Annotated in this window: 9 protein-coding genes; 6 read left to right on the top strand and 3 right to left on the bottom strand. The window is 71.5% G+C overall.

What is annotated here, in order from left to right; all coding sequences use genetic code 11:
- Positions 1-8: 8 nt before the first annotated feature.
- The 3 genes from OH768_RS51695 to OH768_RS51685 all read right to left on the bottom strand — a co-directional run bounded on the left by OH768_RS51695 (position 9) and on the right by OH768_RS51685 (position 14,442).
- Positions 9-9,155 (bottom strand): amino acid adenylation domain-containing protein, encoded by a 9,147-nt coding sequence (locus OH768_RS51695; protein ID WP_406464453.1) that lies wholly within the window; start codon positions 9,153-9,155, stop codon positions 9-11.
- Entirely contained in the window at positions 9,155-13,159 is a 4,005-nt protein-coding gene (locus OH768_RS51690) for a non-ribosomal peptide synthetase (protein WP_406464451.1), read from the bottom strand. The genes OH768_RS51695 and OH768_RS51690 overlap by 1 nt, the downstream gene beginning before the upstream one ends.
- 842 nt (positions 13,160-14,001) lie before the next feature.
- Positions 14,002-14,442 (bottom strand): RidA family protein, encoded by a 441-nt coding sequence (locus OH768_RS51685; RefSeq protein ID WP_406464450.1) that lies wholly within the window; start codon positions 14,440-14,442, stop codon positions 14,002-14,004.
- Positions 14,443-14,585: 143 nt separating this feature from the next.
- On the opposite strand from OH768_RS51685, the gene OH768_RS51680 reads away from it, so the two are divergent.
- From OH768_RS51680 to OH768_RS51655, 6 genes are all read left to right on the top strand, one after another.
- Positions 14,586-15,410: a fumarylacetoacetate hydrolase family protein gene (locus tag OH768_RS51680; RefSeq protein WP_406464449.1), complete on the top strand. Its 825-nt coding sequence runs from the start codon at positions 14,586-14,588 to the stop codon at positions 15,408-15,410.
- Between the two features lie 2 nt (positions 15,411-15,412).
- Positions 15,413-15,898, top strand: coding sequence for a cupin domain-containing protein (locus tag OH768_RS51675; protein ID WP_406464448.1), 486 nt, complete (start codon positions 15,413-15,415; stop codon positions 15,896-15,898).
- A complete protein-coding gene (locus OH768_RS51670; RefSeq protein ID WP_406464446.1) occupies positions 15,895-16,827 on the top strand; it encodes an acyl-CoA thioesterase in 933 nt (310 codons plus the stop codon). Before OH768_RS51675 ends, OH768_RS51670 begins: the two co-directional genes overlap by 4 nt.
- Positions 16,828-16,897: 70 nt before the next feature.
- Complete coding sequence (locus OH768_RS51665) at positions 16,898-18,556, top strand: AMP-binding protein (RefSeq protein WP_406465783.1); 1,659 nt, start codon at positions 16,898-16,900, stop codon at positions 18,554-18,556.
- Entirely contained in the window at positions 18,553-20,922 is a 2,370-nt protein-coding gene (locus OH768_RS51660) for a bifunctional salicylyl-CoA 5-hydroxylase/oxidoreductase (RefSeq protein WP_406464444.1), read from the top strand. The genes OH768_RS51665 and OH768_RS51660 overlap by 4 nt, the downstream gene beginning before the upstream one ends.
- Positions 20,919-21,371 (top strand): acyl-CoA thioesterase, encoded by a 453-nt coding sequence (locus OH768_RS51655; protein WP_406464443.1) that lies wholly within the window; start codon positions 20,919-20,921, stop codon positions 21,369-21,371. The genes OH768_RS51660 and OH768_RS51655 overlap by 4 nt, the downstream gene beginning before the upstream one ends.
- Positions 21,372-21,382 lie beyond the last annotated feature (11 nt).

The following is a 21,382-nucleotide window of genomic DNA, read 5'->3' as shown; positions in this document are numbered from 1 at the left end:
TGGCCTCCTCAGGATCGTCCGGCGGGGTGGGGCAGGGCGCCCTCGGAAGGGGCTGTCGCGAGTGCGGCGGCGATCGCCTGTACGTGGGGTTCCGCTACGAGTTCGTAGTGGGTGGCGTCGATGTGGTGGAGGCGGTAGGGGCCGGGCAGATGGGCGTCCCAGGCGCCGCGCCCGGTCGGCTCCGGGATCAACAGCCCGTCCTCCACTGGGCGTTGGGCGAGCCACACCTCGGTGGGTGTCCGGTGCAGTCGTGGCAGCCGGTGTTCGGCCATGGCCGCGAGATTGGTTCGGCAGCAGTGTGCGAGGCGTTCGGCGTAGGCACGGCCGGACTCCGACAGCGGTCCGCCGCCGTTGCCGCTGAGCTCGCGCGCGAACACGGCGTTCACCTGCTGTTCGTCGTAGGCAGCGAGGCGTTGGCCGGCGCCGGGTGGCGGTGGATCGAGGAGGTGGACGGCGTCGACGGGTCTGCCCTCGGCCTCGGCGAGTGCCGCCATGGACAGGGCGGTCCAGGCGCCGAACGACCAACCCGCGAGGCTCAGACGGTAGTTGGGGTCCGGGAAGGCAGCCCGGACGGCCTCCAGGTAGTGCGCGGCCCGGTCGGCGATCGACCGGGCGGGCAGTCCCGGGTCACGCAGTTTCGGGTCGGCGATCAGGCAGACGGTCGACTCGGCGGGGAGGGCGGCCACCAGCGGACGGTAGGCCTGGATGTCGCCGCCGACCGGATGGACCAGGCACAACACGTCCGGGCCGGGCCCTCGTTGCCACACTTCAACGGCCACCGCGTCAGACGCGCGGCGAGTGCCGGTGTCGAGGTGACCGAGGATCTCGGCGAGGCTCACCCGGTGGCTGAGCCGGGACAGGTCGATGTCGGTGCCGTGGCGGCGTTTCACCTCGTCGATGAGTTCCAGCAGGGTGAGCGAGTCGGCGCCCAGGTCGTACAGCGCCGCTTCGGGGTCGACGGTGTCCACGCCGAGGAGGTCGCGCAGGATCTCGGTGAGGTCGGTGGCGGGGTCGCCGGGGGTGGGGTGCGTGGCGGGCACCGGCCTGGAGTCGGCGACGGGCTCGTGCTCGTAGAAGTAGTGAGCCTCCGCCAGGGGCGTGGTGTTGACCAGCAGATGCGGCAACTGCAGGTGCAGGGCCCGCTCGAAGACCGCCGCGCCGTCCTCGGGGGTGAGTGCCGCCCTCAGGTGCTCCTGGTGGCGGGCGTCGGCGGTCAGGGCCTGCTGTGCCATACCTACCTCCCGCCAGGCGTCCCAGCCGATGCTCATGCGGACGGTGGCGTCGTCGGCGTCGGGAGGCGTGTGGTGGGCGTAGGCGTCCAGGCAGGCGTTGGCCGCCGCGTAGTCGAACTGCCCAACTCCCCCGAATCTGGCGGCCATTGACGAACAGTAGGCCGCGTAGTCGGGGTCGTACTCGGCGATGATCCGCTCGACGAGCAGGGCGCCACGCAGTTTGGCGGCCGTGGTACGGCGGGCGGTGGCGGGGTCACGGCGGACGAGCAGCCCGCCGGCGGCGGTGCCCGCGGCGTGGACGATCCCGGCGAGGCCGTCGAGGTGCGGGGCCAGCCGGCCTACGACCGTGTCCAGGTCGTCGGTGGCGAGGTCGGCCGGGACCAGCGTGACGCGGTCCTGGTGTGCACGCAGCGCGGGCGGTGTCCCGGTCCCCCGGGCGAGGAGGACCACGCGGTTGCCTGGGTGTTCCAGGAGGCGGGCGGCCAGGGTGGTGCCGATGCCGCCGGTGCCGCCGAGCACCAGGTGGGTTCCGGGAACGGCCGTGCGGACGGCGGAAGTTGGGGACTCGGGGGCGTGGACCGGCTGGAGGGTGCACTGCCACCAGAAGCCGTCGCGCAGACCGGTCGACGGTTCGGTGACCGTGTCGTCCAGGAGCAGGTCCGGCAGCTGGGCCGCCCAGTCGGCCGGGCGCGGTCCGGGCAGGTCGGTCCAGCGCAGGGTCACGCCCAGTTCCTGCCGGGGTACTTCGAGGGCGGCGGCGAGCAGGCCTGCCTCAGGGATGCGGACGGGGCCGGTGACCGGCTGCGCCCCGTGGGACAGCAGCCAGGCGCGGGGCCGTTCGGCGTCGGGGATTTGGGCGAGGGCCCGGGCGAGCGCCGCGACGGTGTCGAGGCAGGCCCACCGGGCCGCCTCCAGCGCACGGTCGTCGAGGCCGCCGTCGAGGGCCAGGGGAAGGGTGTGCAGCCAGTCGACGCCGGGGCCGGTACGCCCGGCGACCTCCGCCAGCACGACGGCGAGTTGTTCGGTGTCGGCCGGATCGGCCTCGTAGCGGTCCTCGTCGAGCCGGGTGAGTCCCTGCCCGGCGCGCACGGTCACCACTCGGGCGTAGTGCCGTCCCAGGAACCGCCACGCTGTGCCGTCCGCCTCCGGCGTGGTGACGACGACGGCGGTCCGCCGTGGCTGGTGGGCGCCGGTGCAGGCGCGGCGCAGACGTGTCCACACCGGCTGGTGCAGCCACTGGCCGGCGGGCAGCCGCCGCGGGGCGGCCGACCACGTGGAGTCGCACTCACCGATCCCAGTCAACTGCACGGACCCGGCCTCGGGCCCGGCGGTTCCGGGCGCGCGCCGGAAGTCGTACTCCGCCGTGTCGAAGGCGGGCGGCGGGAAGTCCCAGGGTGCGGGCGCGGGGCCCTCGGGCCATCCGAGGGCGTGTCCGGCCGTCCATGCCCCGGCGAGGACGTGGGGATCCCGGTCCGGTGCCGCAACCCCTGTCTGCGCGAGCGGCTCGCCGACCTCCCCGATATCCCCGAGCCACGCGATGGCCGACGTGACGTTCGGGCACACCGCCGCCGCCCGGTGTCCGAGCGCGGGCCGTCCGGCCTGGAGGTGGCGCAGCACCTGCGGGTAGGTGTCGGGGTGCGCCTTCAGGTAGGCGGCGATACGGCGCCCGTCCGCGCGTACGGCAGACGCCGAGGCGCCGGACAGCACCAGACACGGCACCGGCTCGGACCGACCAAGACCGGAACCGGCACCGGGATCCGTCAACTCCCCTTGTTCCAGCAGCAGATGGGCGTTGGTCCCGCCGATGCCGAAGCTGCTGACGGCGGCCACTCTCGGGGTGCCGGACGGCCAGGGTTCGGCGGTGAGCGGTATTCGGAACGGCCCGTCCTCGATCTCGGGGTTGAGCCGGTCGAAGTCCACCGTCGGCGGAATGACCCCGTGGTGCACAGCGAGCACGGCCCGCACCAGGCCGACGACGCCCGCGGCGGCGCCCAGGTGCCCGATCTGGCTCTTCACGGAGGACAGCGCGACGCGCGCGTCGTCCGCGAGCCCGTACGCCTGCCGCAACGCGGCCGTCTCCACCGGGTCCCCGAGCCGGGTGCCGGTCCCGTGTGCCTCCACGTAGCCGAGGTCGGTGCCGCTACGGCCGCTGCGGTGCAGGGCGGTGCGGATCGCGGCGCGTTGCCCGGCCAGGGCGGGGGCGCTGTAACTGAGCTTGTCCGAACCGTCGTTGTTGATGCCGGAGCCGGTGACGACGGCGTAGACGGTGTCGCCGTCCCGGCGGGCGGCGGCGAGCGGCTTGAGGACGACGACGGCGGTGCCGCTGCCCCCGACGGTGCCGGCGGCGTCCGCGCTGAAGGGCCGGCAGTGGCCGTCCGGCGAGAAGATGTGCTGCGGCCGGTAGCTGTAGCCGTCGGTCAGGTCGGGGTCGACGAGGACCCCGCCGACGAGCATCACGTCCGCGTCGCCCTGCCGGAGCATCCCGGCGGCCACGTGTACACCGACGAGCGAGCTGGAGCACGCGGACTGCACGGTGAAGGCGGGCCCGGTCAGTCCGAGGTGGTAGGCGGCTCTGGTGGCCAGGAAGTCCTTCTCGTGGTGCAGCGCGAGCCGGAAGGTGTCGGGCAGTTGGGCCGGTTCGGCCTCGCGCAGCATGCGCTGGAAGTAGGTGTTCTCTCCGCAGGCGGCCAGGAGTCCCACCCGGTGGGCGGCCGGGTCCGCGATGCCTGCGTGGGCGAGTGCCTCGACGCAGTTCATCAGGAGCTGTCGTTGCTGGGGGTCCATCAGCCGGGCCTCGTGCGGGCTGATGGTGAAGCGGCCCGGGTCGAAGGCGAGCGGCTCGGCCAGCTGGCTGCGGGCGCCGACCCGGCCGTCGGTCGTCGGGAAGTGCTCGATGCCCCGCCGGCCGGAGACCACCAGGTCCCAGAAGGCGGCCAGATCGGGGGCGCCCGGCAGCCGTACGGCCATTCCGATCACGGCGATAGGGTCGCCCACGGGTCGCGGCGCGTGAAGGGGTATCGAATCCGTAGTCTCCGACGCGCGTCCCTCGATGAGGCGGGCCAGTGCGCGGAGGCTGACGTGTTCGAACAACTCCGGTACGCCGAAGATGAGTTGACCCTCGCCCGCGCAGCGGAGCTGGAAGCGCATCAGGTCCAGGCTGGTGGCTCCGGCGTCGAAGAACCGCTGCTCGACACCGATCGCCTTGCCGGTCACCGTCTCGAACAGGGCGGCCAGCCGCGCTTCAAGAGGTGAGAGGGTCTGTGCGATCGTGCCCGCCGGGCGCAGTTCGCGGCCCTGGGCGGTGAGCGCCGCGCGGCGGTCCAGTTTGCCGCTCGGGGTGCGCGGCAGTTCCGTCAGGCGGCGGATCCGGCTGACGCGCACATAGGCGGGCAGCAGCCCTGACAGATGGCCGGCGAGGTCCTTGGGGTCGGGGTCGCCGCCCCGGCATTGCAGGCAGGCCACCAGCAGGCCGTCCGCCACGGCCGCGACGGCGTTGGTGATGCCGGGATACTGCAGCAGCGCGGCCTCCACCTGGCCCAACTCCAGCCGGTGTCCGCCGAGTTTGACCTGACTGTCGTCGCGGCCCGCGTAGTGCAGCAGACCGTCCGTGTCGAAGCGCGCGAGATCGCCGGTGCGGTAGAGGGTGCCGAGGTCGGGGTCGTCGGTGAAGCGGTCGTGGTGCGGTGTGTCGTCGCCGAGGTAGCAGCGGTGGGCCATGAGGCCGCCGATCAGCAACTCGCCCGTGACGCCCGGCGGGACGGGGTGGCCGCCCTCGTCGACGACCCGCAGCACGGCGTTCGCGACGGGACGTCCGATCGCGGGCCGCAGCGGCCAGGCGGCGGGATCGCCGTCGAGGCACAGACCGCTGACGACATGGGTCTCGGTGGGGCCGTAGTGGTTGAACAGGCGGGCGTCCGGCAGTCCGGCGAACCAGCGGCGGATCGCGTCCGTGCACACCAACTGCTCCCCTGCGGTGACGACTTCACACAGCCGGGACGGGAACTGCCCGGTGCGTACGCCGTGTTCGGCGAGCAGTTGCAGGGCGACGTACGGCAGGAAGATCCGTTCCGCTCCCCCGGTCTCCAACTCCCGTAGCAGGGACGGGACATCGTGCCGCCAGGCGGGTTCGACCAGGCGCAGCAAACCCCCGGAGCACAGGGTGGTGAAGATCTCCTGGAAGGAGACGTCGAAGGACAGCATGGAGAACTGCTGGGTGACGGCCGGTCCGCGCAGGCCGCCGTCGGTGCGCTGCCAGGTCAGCAGGTTGCATACGGTCCGGTCGAAGACCTGGACGCCTTTGGGCTCGCCGGTGGAGCCGGACGTGAACAGGGTGTATAGCGGACGCGCTCCCTGGTGCGCGGGAGTCTCGGGCCCGGCGGTGGTGGTGTCCGCGAGGGTCAGGATGTACCTCGGCAGGGACGCCGGCGCGATCGCGGCGAGGGCGTCCTCGTCCTCCGGTGCCACGAGCACGCACAAGGGGTCGGCCCGGTCGAGCACATGGCGCAGCAGGGGCGGTGGATAGGCGGGGTCGAGCGGTACGACGGTGAGGTTGAGCCGGGCCGCCGCCAGGAGGGCCACGATGTGTTCGACGGAGGGCCGGAGATGGAGCGCCACGGCCGCCGGGGCGGCGGGATCGGCCGGGAGACGCGAGGCCAGCGCGGTCGCCAACCTGGCTGCCTGCACATCGAGTTCGGCGTAGGTGAGGGACGACTCGCCCGTGGTGACGGCCGGTTCGTGCGGGCTGCGGGCCACTTGCTGGGCGAAGCCCTCCGCAACGGTGGCGAAGTCCGTTGCGCGCGTGGGGCCTTGGCCGTGGTCGGGCAGGGTTCGGCGGTGGTCGGCGACCAGTTCGTGCAGGGTGGTGTCGGTGTCGCCGGTCAGGTGGTCGAGGGCCTGGCGGAAGAGGCGGGCCGCAGCGCGGGCGCGTTCGGCGCCGAGGTCGTCGCGGTACTCCCACAGACAGTCGAAGCCGCTCTCGTGCTCCACCACCGACAGGGTGAGTGCGCATTTGGCGCCGAGCGGCTCGGGCCACAGCGGCCGTACGTCGCAGCCGTCCAGCCGCAGCGCGGAGAAGTCGGTGTTCTCCAGCACGAGCAGGTAGTCGAACAAGGGTGTCCGCTCGCCGAAGGCGCGGTCCGCGAGGACGTCGGCGAGGGAGACCTCCTGGTCGCGCAGGACGGCGCTCACCGCGTCCGCGTGGGACGAGAGTTGGGAGTCCAAGGAGCGATGCGGCTCCAACGGCAGGTCGAGGAGCACGGTGTTGGCGAACATGCCGACCGTTTCGGCGAATTCGGGCCGGGGACGGTTCGCCACCGGCGTGGCGATCAGCGGGCGGCCCTGCCCGGTGACACCGTAGACGCTCGCGGCGAACGCGGACACCAGCAACTGGAAGCGGGTCAGGCCGAGTTGTGCGGCGCGCCGGTCCAGTGCGCTGCGGCGGACGACGTCGAGCGTGGTGCGCAGCAGGCGGGCCCGTGGCGCGTCGGAGGCCGGCAGTGCGGGTGACGGTTCGCCGTCGCGGCCGTAGTGGGAGCGCAGCCGTGCGCGACGGTCCTCGTAGGCGGCGCTCGTGTGCCAGGTGCGCTGCCAGTGGGCGAAGTCCAGGGGCGTAGGGGACGAGCCATCGGCGATGCAGGCGTCGGTGAGGTCACGGAAGAGGAGGTTGAGCGACCAGCCGTCCACGGCGACGTGGTGCAGATGCAGCAGGAGCAGTCCGCCGTCGGCCTCCGGCACCCAGGCCGCCCGCAGCATCCGGCCTTCGGTGAGGTCGAAGCGCTGGTCGAAGAACCGGTCGGCGGTGTCCTGCCACTCCTCTCCGGGGCGGGCTTCGAGACGTTGCCACGGATCGTAGGGATCACCGGTCTGCTGAAGCAGCCCATCCGGAGTGGGGACCAGCCGGGTGCGCAGGGCGACATGCCGTTCCACCAGAGCACGCACAGCACGGTGCAGGGCCGCCGTGTCGACGCGGCCCCGGACCCGGAAGGCCAACGGTACGTCGTAGGACCGGTCTTCGGGCGCTCGCTGGTGCAGTAGCCACAGCCGCTCCTGCTCACTGGTGGCCGGTGCGGTCGTTGCGCCGGCGGGGCCGGGTACGGGTGGGTGTTCTCCTACGGTCGTGTCGGCGGCGTCGACGGCGTCCGCGAGGACGGCGAAGTCGGCGCGCATGACCAGGTCGTGCGGGAGGTCGACGGCGTAGCGTTCGAGGATCTCGAAGCGGAAGCGCAGCGCCTTCAGCGAGTCGCCGCCACTGGCCGCCCAACGGTCCCCGGGCCGCAGGCCGTTGACGGCGAGGATGTCCTCCGCGATTTCCAGCACCCGCCGCTGCCCGGCGCTGACGGGTGGTGCGTCGCCTTCGGGCGTGCCGCGCCACGGGGTGCGGGCATCGCTCAGCAGGGCCTCCCGGTCGACCTTCCCGTTGGCGTTGCGCGGCAGTTCGGCGACGAGGTAGGTGTGATGGGGGCGCATGTACGAGGGCAGGGTCGCGGCGAGGTGGCGGTCGTAGGTGTCGTAGGAGAGTTCGCCGCCCAGGACGAGGAAGGCGAGCAGTTCGTTGCGGTCCTCGGCGTCGCGGCGGGTGCACACGTAGGCCTGGCGGACGGTGGGCTGGGCCAGGATCTGCCGTTCCACCTCGCCCGGTTCGATGCGGAAGCCGCGCACCTTGACCTGGCGGTCGGCCCGGCCGACGTAGGTGATGCGGCCCTCGGTGTCCTGGCGCACGAGATCGCCGGTGCGGTACCAACGCCCCTGCGCCGCTTGCTCGTTCGGTAGCCGTACGAAGCTGTGGGCGGTCCGCTCCGGGAGATTGCGATAGCCGAGGGCCAACGCCGGGCCGGACAGCCAGAGTTCGGCCACCTCGCCCGGTTCGGCGGTGCGGTCGTCCTCGGTGCGCAGGAGTATGCCGGTGCCGGGGAGCGGGGTGCCGATGGGGATCGTGTCGCCGGCGAAGTCGCGTGCGATGGGGTGGCAGAGGGCGAAGGTCGTCGCCTCGGTCGGCCCGTACACGTTGTGCAGGAGGGTGCGGGCCTCGGGGTTGGTCTCGTACCAGCGGCGGACGATACGGGTGTTGAGCTGTTCACCGCCGACGAGGACCTGTCCGAGGGTGGCGAAGCAGTCGGGGACCTGCTCGACGACCGCGTTGAAGAGTGCCGTCGTGATGAACAGTGTGTCGACGCGGCGCTCGACGAGCGCCTTCGCGAGTCCCGGCGCGCTGTGCACCTGGCTGTCGTCGAGTACGACGCAGACGCCACCGGTCAGCAGCGGGACCCACACCTCGAAACTGAGCGCGTCGAAGGCGGGGTTGGCCAGGCAGGCGAAGCGGGCGCCGGGCCGCAGGTCGAGATAGCCGTGCCGGGCAAGCCGCAGCACTCCTTCGTCGGTGACCTCCACGCCCTTGGGGTGTCCCGTGGAGCCGGAGGTGTAGAAGACGAAGCCCGTAGCGGTGTCGCCGGGGTGTCCCGTGGACACGGCGGGCAGCCCGTTGCCGTCACCGCTCAGGAGCAGGTCGACGTCCAACACCGGGAGGTACGCGGGCAGTTGGTGACCGTCCCCATGAACCACAGCAATGGCGCCCGAGTCGTCGAGGATGTGGCGCTGCCGGTCGGGCGGACTGAGGCGGTCGAGGGGGACGACGGTGGCTCCGGCGCGGCGGATGCCGAGGATGACGCAGACCAATTGCCAGGAGCGCGGCAGGTGTACGGCGACCGCGTGCCCGGGGCGTACTCCGGCCGCGCGCAGTCGCGCCGCCACCAGGCCGCTGGCCCGTACGAGTTCCGTGTAGTCGAGGACCCTGCCGCCGTCCTCGACGGCGGGGGCGGCGGGGGTGCGGCGGGCCTGGGCGAGGACGGTCTCGGCGAGGGAGGCGGACCGTGCGGGGGCCGTGTCGAGCGGTGCCGGGGAGATGGTGCGCGCGGGGCGGAGGTCCATCACGCCTCCCGTATCGGCAGGGCCAACTGGGCAGTGTGGTGGGCCAGTTCGGCGCCGAGCAGGGTGCCGACCCGGGTCGCTCCGGCGCCCTCCAGGATCTCCCAGTGGTCGCACTCCAGCGTCTCCACCCTGAACCTGCCCTCGGCGCGGCGCCGCCAGAAGGCACGCACCTCGGCGTGGAAGGGGGTGTCGGCGGCGTCCGGCACGGCCTGGGCGAGGACCAGACGGGCCGGGGAGGCCGCCGGGAGGTGTTCGCGGGCGGTGAGCCGGTTGTGGTTGTAGAGGTGGAAGTAGCGGTCGACCTGAGCGTCGTCGATGCCGGGGTACATACCGTTGAACCTCACGAGTTTGTCGCGGAACTCGGTGGCGTCGACGGCGCCGATCTCCGCGCGGGCGGACGCGTCGTCGGTGGCCTGGGTGTCGAGGAGGACGACACTGACCGCGCGGTGTCCGGCTGCGGCCAGGAGGCGTCCCATCTCGTGGGCGACTAGGCCGCCGTAGGACAGGCCGGTCAGGACGAGGGGTTGGTCGCCGAGCGGTTCCAGGAGGCGCAGGTATGCCTCGGCCATGGCTTCCACGCTGGGCAGGAGGTCCTCGCCAGGGTTCACTCCCGGGGACTGGATGCCGTAGAGCCCGACCGTCTCGGGCAGGAGGGTGGCCAGGGGCAGGTAGCAGAAGGCGGTGCCGCCGGCGGGGTGGACGCAGACCACGCGCGGGCCGGTGCCGGGGCGGAACTCGATGAGGCTGCCGGGGGCGCGGACGGTGCCGTCCTCGCGGAGCAGCTCGGCCAGGGCCTCGATGGTCGGGCGCGTCATGACCTCGCCGACGGGGAGTCGACGGCCGAAGGTCTCGGTGACGGCGTGGGCCATCTTGATGGCCGACAGTGAAGTGCCGCCGATCTCGAAGAAGTTGTCGCTGACGCCGATGTCGGGGTGGAGCAGGATGCGCTGCCAGATCCGGTACAGGCCGTGTTCGACGTGGTCGCGCGGGCTGGCCGTGTTGACCTGGTCGGAGGTCGACTCCTGGGCCTCGCGCAGGAGTTGGGGCCGGTCGAGTTTGCCGCTGCGGTTGAGCGGGAGAGCGTCGAGGTCGAGGAAGACGGCGGGGATCATGTAGTCCGGCAGCCGGCGGGCCAGCTCGGTGCGCCAGTCGTGTGCGGTGCGGGCCGGTGCCGTGCCCCGGCCTATTCCGGCGACGAGGCGGGGCTGGCCCGTCGCGTCGTGGTCGACAAGGACGGCGGCTTCGCGTACGCCGGGCAGGGCCGTGAGCGCCGCCTCTACCTCGGCGGGCTCGATCCGGAAGCCGCGGAGTTTGATCTGGTCGTCGGCGCGTCCCATGAAGTGGGCCTGGCCGTCCGGCAGTCGGCGGGCGAGGTCCCCGGTGCGGTAGATCCGCTCGCCGGGCACGAACGGGTCGGGCAGGAAGCGTTCCTTGGTGAGGTCGGGACGGCCCAGATAGCCGCGGGCCAGCGACGCTCCGCCGAGGTAGACCTCGCCCACCACTCCCTGCGGGACGGGTTCCAGGCGGCCGTCGAGCACGTACATGCGGGTGTGCGGCAGCGGGCGGCCGATGGGGCACGGCCGTTCCAGCGGGCGCGGGTCGTAGTAGGCGGTGCTGTAGAGGGTCGCCTCGGTGGGGCCGTAGCCGAAGCAGATCCGCAGGCCGGGGAGGTGCTGTGTCATGCGGTGCAGCGCGGCTTCGGTGAGCGACTCGACGCCGGTGAGCAGCTTGCGCAGGGGCAGGCCGTGCAGTCGTACGGCGGGGTCCTCGTCGATCCACTTGACGTAGGCGGGCGGCAGGAACGCCTGGGTGACCGTGTGTTCGCGCATCCACGCCAACAGCGCCTCGGGGTCGCCGCGCAACTCCTCGGGGACGATGTGCAGTTCGCCGCCGGTGGTCAGCGGCAGCAGCAGTTCGTGGATCGAGGCGTCGAAGCCGATGCCGGACCAGGCGGAGCCGGCCTCGCCGGGGGCGGTGCCCATGCGGGCGTGCCAGGTCGCGAACAGGTTGAGGACGCTGCGGTGTTCGACCGCGACGCCCTTGGGCCGTCCGGTGGATCCGGAGGTGAAGATCACGTAGGCCAGCTGGTCGGGCGTGTGGTCGATGTCGGCCGGTGTTCCCTGCCGGGTCGCTCCTTCGGCCTCTACGGCGCCCAAGTCGAGCCATTCCGGGGAGCGTTCGGAGCTTTCGTGGTCGCTCAGCACGAGGGGGCAGGCGGCGTCCTCGATCATGCGGGCGAGGCGTTCGGCGGGCTGGCCCGGGTCGAGCGGGAGGTAGGCGGCGCCCGCCTTGAGGATGCCGAGGATGCCTACGGCCAGGTCGCGGGAGCGTTTCGCGTGCAGGCCCACCACGTCGCCGGGGCGGACGGACCGGGCGACCAGGGCGTTCGCGAGGTGGTCGGCGCGGCGGCCGAGTGCCGCGTAGTCCAGCGAGCCGTCCCGGTCGACGACGGCGGTCTGTGCGGGGCGCTCGCGGACCTGTGTCTCGAAGAGTTCGACGAGTCCGGACGCCGAACGCAGGGCGGTCTCCGCAGGGTCGGGCCGGGCGGCGGTGTCGGGTCGCGTGGCGTCGCGGTCCCCTTCGCCGTCGCCGTCGAGGAGTACCCGTCGGCGTTCTTCCGGGCTCATCAACTCCAGTGCCCGGATGTCCCGTTCGGGGTGGCGGACCATGTCGGTGAGCAGCTGCCGGAGATGGCCGGTCCAGCGCCGGGCGGTGTCGGGGTCGATGAGCGCGGTCGCGTGGTCCAGGTGTCCGGTGATGCGGCCGCCGGACTCGGTCGCCGACAGGGCGAGGTCGAACTTGGCCGGGGCGTGGGCGATCGGCAGCGGTTCGGCCTCGACTCCGGGCAGGTGCAGCAGACCCCGCCGGTCGGGCTGCCAGGCCAGCATGGTCTGGAACAGGGGCGTGCGGGAGGCGCTGCGCGGCGGGTTGACCAGTTCCACGATGCGCTCGAAGGGCAGGTCCTGGTGGGCGAGAGCCTCGCGTACGACGGCGCGGGTGCGGGTCAGGGCCTCTGCGGCGGTGAGGGATCCGGAGAGATCGATGCGCAGCGGGAGGGAGTTGACGAGGAAGCCGATGAGGCCGGCCGCTCCCGGGCCGCGCCTGCCCGCGAACGGGCTGCCGACAACGATGTCCTCCTGCCCGGAAAGCCGCGACAGCAGAATCGCCCAGCCGGTCAGCAGGGCCACGTAGGGGGTGGCGCCGTGCCGTCTCGCCAGGCCGCGGAGTCCGGCGGTGACCTCGGCGTCGAGGGTGAACTCGGCCCGCCCGCCCGCGTATTGCTGTTCCGCCGGCCGTGGGCGGTCGGTGGGCAGTTCCAGGACGGGCGGGGCGTCGTGCAGCGCGCGACGCCAGTAGTCCTCCTGGGTGCCGAGGTCGGCTTCGCGCTGGGCGCACGCGTGGTCCGCGAACTGCACCTCGAGCGGCGGCAGGGGGTTCGGGGCGCCCGCGCCGACCGCCTCGTAGAGCTGCCCGAGTTCGTCCATCATGACGTTCATCGAGACGCCGTCGTAGATGCTGTGATGGAACGTCAGGAGCAGTACATGGCGTTCGGGTCCCGTGGTGAGCAGTCGGCCTCTCCCGAGCGGGCCCGCTTCGAGGTCGAACGGCCGTTGTGCCTCGTCGAGTTGGCGGACAGCCACCCGCGCGTCAGCGTCGTCGACTTCGGCGTCGGTGAGGTCTTCACGGATCAGGGCGAATCCGGTGCCCGGTGGGTCGATGTGCTGGTCTACGTCCCCTTCCGTGGCCACCAGCCGTGTCCGCAGCGTCTCGTGACGGTCCGTCAGTGTGTCGAGGGCGCGCGACAGCAGGTCGGCGTCGAGCGGGCCGGTCAGGGTGAAGGCGATCGTCTCGTTGTACGCGGCGTTCGCCCCCGGCAGTTGGGACAGGAACCACAGCCGCTGCTGGGCGAAGGAGGCGGGCCGGACGCGCGTCCCTTCCGGGCCGTGCGGGGGTGTTTCGGTGGACGCGCGAGGAGCGGGGACAGGGTGGGGGGTGGGGTGCACCGGCGGTACCTGGCCTTCCCATCGGTGTGGGGCTGGGTGACATCGGGGCGCGACAAGCCGGGATCACCGGGCTGCCGACGGTCCGGAAAGGGCGCGCTCGCCATCGGGCGGACAGCGCGGGGAGGCTGCGCTCACCGTCGAGCGGGTGCCGTGAGGGGGGAGGGGAAGGGGCGGGCGCGGGGCCTGCGGCCGGGTCGCGCGGGGTGCCGTCACCGCTGAACGCTCACCGGCGGACGAGGCACACATCAGGTCGTCGACGAAGGGGGACGGCTGTGGGCGAGGCGGTTGAAAGCGGCCCGGAGATTCGACAATTCGATACCCGAAATCGCTGACCAATTACCTCGTCACGTCATTTTCCTACTCTCTCGGATTCTCTTCCGGAACTCCGTGACGCGGTCGTAATCATCAATCACAGGCTCCGGGCATGTCAACACTTGATATTTCCCGGAGCCGCACCCGGACGTCACCTTGAAAAGGAATCCCGCGAAACTCCCATATCGGAAGAACGCCTGCACACCGTCACACAACTTCCCCTACAGGAAGGCGAATCGGTGGCATGGGCGGCCACACAGGCAAAGAGGCCCATCTATTTCGGCAGTCGAACTGAATTGAATGTTTGAAAGCCGCACCGTTCGGCAGGGATGTCAGAATGGCCGCGCGTCGACCGGAAGCGGAACCCCTGCGACGGCGTCGCGAAATGCTCGCGTTGTTGTCGACGTCCCGGTACCACGTCTTGACCCGCCGGCCCGGATGCCGAGATCCGGCAGCAAGAAGCCCCCGTCGGCGCGCAACGAGGGCTCACGCAAGATCGAGGCCGGCGCTCACCTGCCGACGGGTGCCCGTCACGCCCCGGCGGTCTTACCCTCCGCAGGCCGGATGAGTCGCTCGTCCGGGATGACCGCGACGCCGAGGATCTCGATCATCGCCTCCGGTTGCCAGAGCGCGGTGGTGCCGATGCCGGCCATCGCCGGGTAGACCGGGCCCGCGAGCTCGCGCCAGACCTTCCCGATCTCCTTGCCGTGTGCCTGGTAGTCGGGGATGTCGGTGAGGTAGATCGTCAGGCTGACCAGGTCCTCGGGGATGCCGCCGGCGGCCCGCAGCGTCGTGAGCACGTTGCCGAACGCCTGCCGGAACTGCTCGACGATGCCCCCGGGGACGATCCGCATGTCCGCGTCCAGGGCCGTCTGTCCGCCCAGGTGGAGCGTGTTGCCGCTCAGGGTGCCGTGCGAGTAGCCGCTCGGTGCGGGGAGCGAGGGCGGGTTCACCGGGATCGGAGTCGTCATTGCGGGTTCCTCCTCGGACGGGTTGGTGCAGGCAGCGTAACCCATCTATTGACTGTTTTCGACGGTCGTGAAAATCTCGCTATATCGCCGACGCGGCTCGGTCACCCCGGCCGCCGCCCCGAGCACTCGAGGGAGTACCGCCCATGAAGCTCGCCACCGTGGCCCACGAAGGCCGCACCACGGCCGCCGTCCAGGACGGCGACCGCTGGCGGGCACTGCCGGCCGACGATCTCTCCGCGCTGCTGGCGACGACGGCCACCGACCGTGTCGCGGGCCTCGCCGGGGCCGAACTGCCGGGCGCCACGCCGGTGTTGCCGCTGCCGTCGCCGCGCAAGGTCGTCTGCTGCGGCCTCAACTACGCCGACCACATCACCGAGATGGGCCGCGAGCTGCCCAAGCACCCCACGCTGTTCGCCAAGTTCGCCGACACGCTGACCGGCCCCGAGGACGACCTGTCCCTCCCGCACGGTCTCGACGTCGACTGGGAGGCGGAGCTGGCGGTGGCGGTCGGGGCCGAGCTGAGGGGCGCGGACCGGGACACGGCCGGACGGGCGATCGCCGGTTACACGGTCGCGAACGACATCAGCGTGCGGGACTGGCAGAAGCGCACGCTCCAGTGGTTCCAGGGCAAGGCCTGGGACCGCACCACGCCGCTGGGCCCGGTGATCGTCACCCCCGACGAGCTGGACCCGGTCGCGGGCGTCGAGGTGATCTGCCGGGTCAACGGCGTCGAGCGGCAGCGCGGCAACACGCGCACGCTGGTGTTCGACGCAGCCGATCTGCTCGCCTATGTCTCCACCTTCACGGTGCTGCGTCCCGGCGACCTCGTGCTCACCGGCACCCCCGGCGGCGTGGGGTCGGGCATGACCCCGCCGGTCCATCTCGCCGACGGCGATCTCGTCGAGACCGAGATCCCGGGCATCGGCACCCTGCGCAACCGTCTCCGTCTCACCGACTCCAGGAGCTGATCATGGAACCCGATTTCTCCAAGTACGTCCTAGAGGGCGACAACTCGCTGTACGCCAACGAGTCCGGCCTGGTCGTACCGGTGGTGACCCGCGCGGGCCTGGAGGTCGGTGACACCGGCCAGTCCGCGGGCGCGAGCCGGATCTCCGGCGTCTCCGTCCAGCACACTCCGGCCACGAAGCTGTGGTTCGGGAAGGTGAGCAACGAGTCGGGTTATCGCTCGGTGCCGCATCACCACGGCGAGGCCGAAACCGGGGGCTACGTCCTCTCGGGCCGGGCCCGGATCTATTTCGGCGAACGCTTCGAGGACTACCTCGACCTCTCCGAGGGCGACTGGGTCTTCGTCCCGCCGTTCATGCCGCACGTCGAGTGCAATCTCGACCGCAACAACCCGCTGACCTGGATGACGACCCGCACACCGGAGAACATCGTGGTCAACCTGGAACAGGTGGCGGACACCGACCTGCGCGACTGGCTGGACCGGCCATGACCGACAACCGAGCCACCGGCGCAGGCGTCCGCACCGTCCCGACCTCGGCGGTCTTCACCGCCGCGATCACCCTGACCCCCGCCGAGCCCGAGCACTTCGACCTCGCTTTCACCGCGACCACCCAGCCCTGCCCCTGGCCGAAGGCCTACGGCGGCGACATGGTCGCGCAGGCCGCCGCCGCCGCGATGCGCTCGGTCGAGGGCAAGACGCTGCACTCGATGCACTCCTACTTCCTGCGGCCGGTCGACATCGGCGCCGAGGTCCGCTACGAGGTGGAGCTGCTGCGCGACGGGCGCGGCTACGCCACCCGGCAGGTCCGCGGCTTCCAGAACGGCAAGCCCGTCTACACCTGCCTCGCCAACTTCGCCGCGGGCGAACCGGGTGCCACCTTCGCCGCCGAGCCCCCGACCGGCGTCCCGGATCCCACCGAACTGCCCAGCTCGGCAACCTACTTGCGCGACACCACCGCGCCCCGGGGCACGATGACCGCCACCTCCGAGGAGTACTGGAGCGGCGGACGCAGCTTCGACATGCGGCATGTGCCCGGACCCGTCTACCTCACGGTCGAGGGCGAGCGCGTGCCCCAACAGGCGGTGTGGGTACGGCCGTTCGACGCGCTGCGCCCCGTCGACGGCCTCACCGACGAGCAGCGCGACCTCGCCGCGCTCGCCTACGTCTGCGACTACACGATCCTCGAACCCGTCCTGCGTGCGCTCGACCTGCCCTGGGCCCGACCGGGGGTCGTCACCGCGAGCCTCGACCACTCGATGTGGTTCCACCGGCCCGGCCCCATGGACGAATGGCTCCTCTACGCCCAGGAGGCCGTCGCCGCCGACTCCGGTCGCGGCCTCGGCGTCGGCCGCTTCTTCACCACCTCCGGCACCCACCTGGCCACCGTCGCCCAGGAAGGCCTGATCCGCAGCTCTTGATTCCCACGCAGCTCCTGATCCCTGCACGGCCCGCCCCCGGCCTGCGGAAAGGAACCTCCCGATGGAACAGATGGACCAGTTGGACCCGATGGGCCTCTCGCCCTCCGCCTATCCGGACACGTTCGCCCGCGACCACCTCCCGCCACGCGCCCAGTGGCCGGTCCTGGAGTTCACCACCGACGATCTCCAGTACCCCGCGCGCCTCAACGCCGGCACCGAACTCATCGACGTGCCCACCGCCGCCTTCGGCCCCGACCGTCCGGCCCTGCGCACACCGGACGGCGAGGTATGGACCTACGGCGAACTGCTGCGCCGTACCAACCAGATCGCGCATGTCCTCACCGAGGACCTCGGCCTGGTCCCCGGCAACCGCGTCCTCCTGCGCGCCCCCAACAACCCCTGGGTCGTGGCGTGTTGGCTCGGCGTCCTCAAGGCCGGCGGCATCGTCGTGACCACCATGGCGGCGCTGCGGGCCCGTGAACTCACCCCGGTCGTGGAGAAGACCCGCCCGGCCGTCGCCCTCGTCGACCACCGGTTCACGGCGGACGTCGAAGCGGTACGCGACACGGTCCTGCCGGGCCTCAAGATCGTGGCGTACGGAGGCGCCGCGCCCGACGACCTGACGCGCCAAGCGGCGGCGAAACCAGGGGAGTTCACGGCCGTCGACACAGCCGCCGACGACGTCGCCCTCTTCGGACCCACCTCGGGCAGTACCGGCGTACCGAAGATCACCACGCACTTCCACCGCGACATCCTGTCGATCGACAACACCTTCGGCCGCCATACCCTGCGGCTGCGGCCCGACGACCTCGTGTCGTGCACGGCGCCGCTCGCCTTCACCTTCGGGCTCGGCATCCTGGTCGTCTGTGCCCTGCGGGCCGGTGCGTGCGCGCTGCTGACGGAGGCGGTCGCGCCGGAGCCGCTGGCCGAGCTGGTCGCCGAGGCGGGGGTCACCGTACTGGCGACCGCGCCGACGGCGTACCGGCAGATCCTCAAGGCCGGGAAGGCGGACCGGCTGCACGGTCTGCGCGCCGCGGTCAGCGCCGGCGAGCACATACCGGAAGAGGTGTGGCAGCAGCTCCACGAGGAGACCGGGATCAAGGTCATCGACGGCATCGGCGCCACCGAGATGATCCACATCTTCATCTCCGCCGCCGGTGACGACATCCGGCCCGGTTCGACGGGCAGGCCGGTCCCCGGCTACCGCGCCACCATCCTCGACCTCGACGGCGGGGAGGTCGGCCCGGGTGTCGAAGGGCGGCTGGCCGTGATCGGCCCGGTCGGCTGCCGCTATCTCGACGACCGGCGCCAGGAGAACTACGTCGTGAACGGCTGGAACGTCACGGGCGACACCTTCGTCCGCGACGAGGACGGCTACTTCTACTACCGCACCCGCACGGACAACATGATCGTCTCCTCCGGCTACAACATCGGCGGTCCCGAGGTCGAGTCCGCGGTCAACACCCACCCGGACGTCGTCGAATCGGCCGTGGTCGCCAAGCCCGACCCCGAACGCGGCTCGGTCGTCTGCGCGTTCGTCGTCCTGGCCGAGGGGGTCGTGGGCGACGACGCCAAGGTCAAGGACATCCAGGACCACGTCAAGGCGCAGCTGGCGCCCTACAAGTACCCGCGGGCCGTGCGCTTCTGCGACGCCCTGCCCCGCAACACCAGCGGAAAGCTCCAGCACTTCCTGCTGCGTCAGATCATCGAGAAGGAGAACCAGGCATGAGGATCGCCATCGTGGGCGGCGGGCCGGGCGGGCTGTACCTCGCCGCGCTGCTGAAGCAGCTCGACCCCGGCCATGAGATCACCGTCTGGGAACGCAACGCGCCCGACGACACCTTCGGCTTCGGCGTGGTCTTCTCCGACGAGACCCTCGGCGGCATCGAGAACGCGGACACCGTCGTCCACGACGCCATGGAGAGCCGGTTCGCCCGCTGGACCGACATCGACATCGAGTTCGACGGCCACCCCTTCACGGTCGGCGGCCAGGGTTTCGCGGCGATGGCCCGCAAGGACCTGCTGCACATCCTCCAGGAGCGGGCCGCCGAACTCGGCGTCACGGTCCACTACCGCACCCTCGCCCCGGACGTCGACGAACTCCGCAGGTCCTACGACCTCGTGGTCGCCGCGGACGGCATCAACTCGGCGGTGCGCACCAAGTACGCCGACGCCTTCGTCCCCTCCCTCGACCAGCGGACCAACAAGTACATGTGGCTGGGCACCGACCGGGTCTTCGAGGCCTTCCAATTCCTCGTCAAGCAGACCGAGTTCGGGACCATGCAGATCCACGGCTACCCCTTCTCCGACGGCGGATCGACCTTCATCGTCGAGATGGCCGAGGACGTGTGGCGCAGGGCGGGCCTCGACTCGGCGGAGGGCACGCAGTTCCCGCCCGGCAGCAGCGACGAGGAGTCGGTCGCCCGGATCCTCGAGATCTTCGCCGGTGAACTCACCGGGCACAACCTCCTTACGAACAACTCCCGTTGGCTCAACTTCACGACGGTCCGCAACGAGCGCTGGCACCACCACAACGTGGTCCTGCTCGGCGACGCCGCCCACACCGCGCACTTCTCGATCGGCTCCGGCACCAAGCTGGCCATGGAGGACGCCCTCGCGCTCGCCGCGTGTCTGCACGAACACCCCACCGTGGACGAGGCGTTGACGGCGTACGAGACCGAGCGCCGCCCGGTGGTGGAGTCCACCCAGCGTGCCGCGCAGGCCTCCCTCGAATGGTTCGAGAACATCGGCCGCTACGCCGGCCAGGATCCCGCGCAGTTCTGCTTCAACCTGCTGACCCGTTCCCGCCGGATCACCTTCGACAACCTCAAGGACCGCGACCCGGACTTCGCCGACCTGATCGAGCGCGGCTTCGCCGAAGCCCAGGGCGTGGCCGAGTCCGCCCCGGCGATGTTCCAGCCGTTCAGCATCGGCGGCCTGGAGCTGAAGAACCGGATCGTGGTCTCGCCGATGGACATGTACTCCGCCGTCGACGGAGTGCCGGACGACTTCCACGTCGTCCACCTCGGCTCCAAGGCGCTCGGCGGCGCCGGCCTGGTGATGACCGAGATGGTCTGCGTCTCCCCCGAGGCCCGCATCACCCCGGGCTGCACGGGCCTGTGGAACGACACGCAGCGCGAGGCATGGACGCGGGTCACGTCCTTCGTCCACGACCGCAGCACGGCGAAGATCGGCCTCCAACTGGGCCACTCGGGACGCAAGGGCTCGACCCGCCTCATGTGGGAGGGCATGGACGAGCCCCTCGCCGAGGGCAACTGGGAGGTCGTGGGCCCGTCCGCGCTGCCCTACGGCGCCGACTGCCACGTGCCGCGCGAGATGACCCGGGCCGACATGGACGCCGTAGTCGCCGACTTCGTGTCCGCCGCCCGCCGGGGTGCCGACGCGGGCTTCGACCTGCTGGAGGTGCACGCGGCCCACGGCTATCTGCTCTCCTCCTTCCTCTCCCCCATCGCCAACCGCCGCACCGACGAGTACGGCGGCGACCTCACGAACCGGCTGCGCTTCCCGCTGGAGGTCTTCGACGCCGTACGGTCCGCCTTCCCCGCCGACCGCCCGGTGACCGTACGGATCTCCGCCACCGACTGGGCCCCCGACGGGAACACCGAGCACGACGCGGTCGAGATCGCTCGCGCCTTCGTCGCACACGGCGCGGCGGCCGTCGACGTGTCGTCCGGCCAGGTCACCAAGGACGAGAAGCCGGCGTACGGCCGCTCGTACCAGACTCCGTTCGCCGACCGCATCCGGCACGAGGTGGCCGCTCCGGCGGGCGCGGCCGTGATCGCCGTAGGAGCGATCTCGTCGTACGACGACGTCAACTCGATCCTGCTCGCCGGGCGCGCCGACCTGTGTGCGCTGGGCCGTACGCATCTCTACAACCCGCAGTGGACGCTGCAGGCCGCCGCCGAGCAGGAGTACCGCGGCCCGGGCGCCGACTGGCCGGCGCAGTTCGCGGCCGGCCGCCGCAAGCCGCCCACCTCACGGACCGACGCGGTCCGTCCGCGCCTCGCGCTGCTGCGCGAGACTCCGCGGGACGCCGTGCACCTGCGGTGGACTCCCGGCAAGGCGGCACAATGAGCGGCCCCTACGGCATCCACCGTGCCCGCCTGGAGTGGATCGACACCGACGCGGCCGGGATCTACCACAACACCACCGTCGTCCGGTTCGCCGAGGCGGCGGAGGCCGAGCTGATGCGCGCGTACGACATCCCGGGCTACTTCCCGGTGGCCCCGAGGGTGCGCTACGAAGTGGAGTTCGAGGCGTCGATGCGCTTCGGCGAGGAGGTCGAGACGCGGGTCGAGCTGATCCGCCTCGGCCGATCCTCGATGACCTTCGGCTTCGAGGTGTGGCGCGGCGCCTCCGGGGACGGGCCGCGCCTTCGCGCGGCCCGGGGCAGCTATGTCACCGTGCACGTCCCCGACAAGGAAGCGGGTGGCAGCGCCCCGTGGCCGGCTGCCTGGCGTGCCGCGCTGGGCGGGACGGGCACGGCCGACCTGGCCGAGCCGGACGCCCGTACGGCGCACTAAAATAATCCGAT

This window comes from Streptomyces sp. NBC_01622 (assembly GCF_045209635.1).
GTDB lineage: Bacteria > Actinomycetota > Actinomycetes > Streptomycetales > Streptomycetaceae > Streptomyces.
This window is presented reverse-complemented; position numbering and strand designations above follow the sequence as displayed.

Bases quoted from the DNA above. Each gene is read 5' to 3' on its own strand.
- OH768_RS51695 (WP_406464453.1), bottom strand. From the start codon at position 9,155: ATGGACCTCCGCCCCGCGCGCACCATCTCCCCGGCACCGCTCGACACG.
- OH768_RS51685 (WP_406464450.1), bottom strand. From the start codon at position 14,442: ATGACGACTCCGATCCCGGTGAACCCGCCCTCGCTCCCCGCACCGAGC.
- OH768_RS51680 (WP_406464449.1), top strand. From the start codon at position 14,586: ATGAAGCTCGCCACCGTGGCCCACGAAGGCCGCACCACGGCCGCCGTC.
- OH768_RS51675 (WP_406464448.1), top strand. From the start codon at position 15,413: ATGGAACCCGATTTCTCCAAGTACGTCCTAGAGGGCGACAACTCGCTG.
- OH768_RS51670 (WP_406464446.1), top strand. From the start codon at position 15,895: ATGACCGACAACCGAGCCACCGGCGCAGGCGTCCGCACCGTCCCGACC.
- OH768_RS51665 (WP_406465783.1), top strand. From the start codon at position 16,898: ATGGACCAGTTGGACCCGATGGGCCTCTCGCCCTCCGCCTATCCGGAC.
- OH768_RS51660 (WP_406464444.1), top strand. From the start codon at position 18,553: ATGAGGATCGCCATCGTGGGCGGCGGGCCGGGCGGGCTGTACCTCGCC.
- OH768_RS51655 (WP_406464443.1), top strand. From the start codon at position 20,919: ATGAGCGGCCCCTACGGCATCCACCGTGCCCGCCTGGAGTGGATCGAC.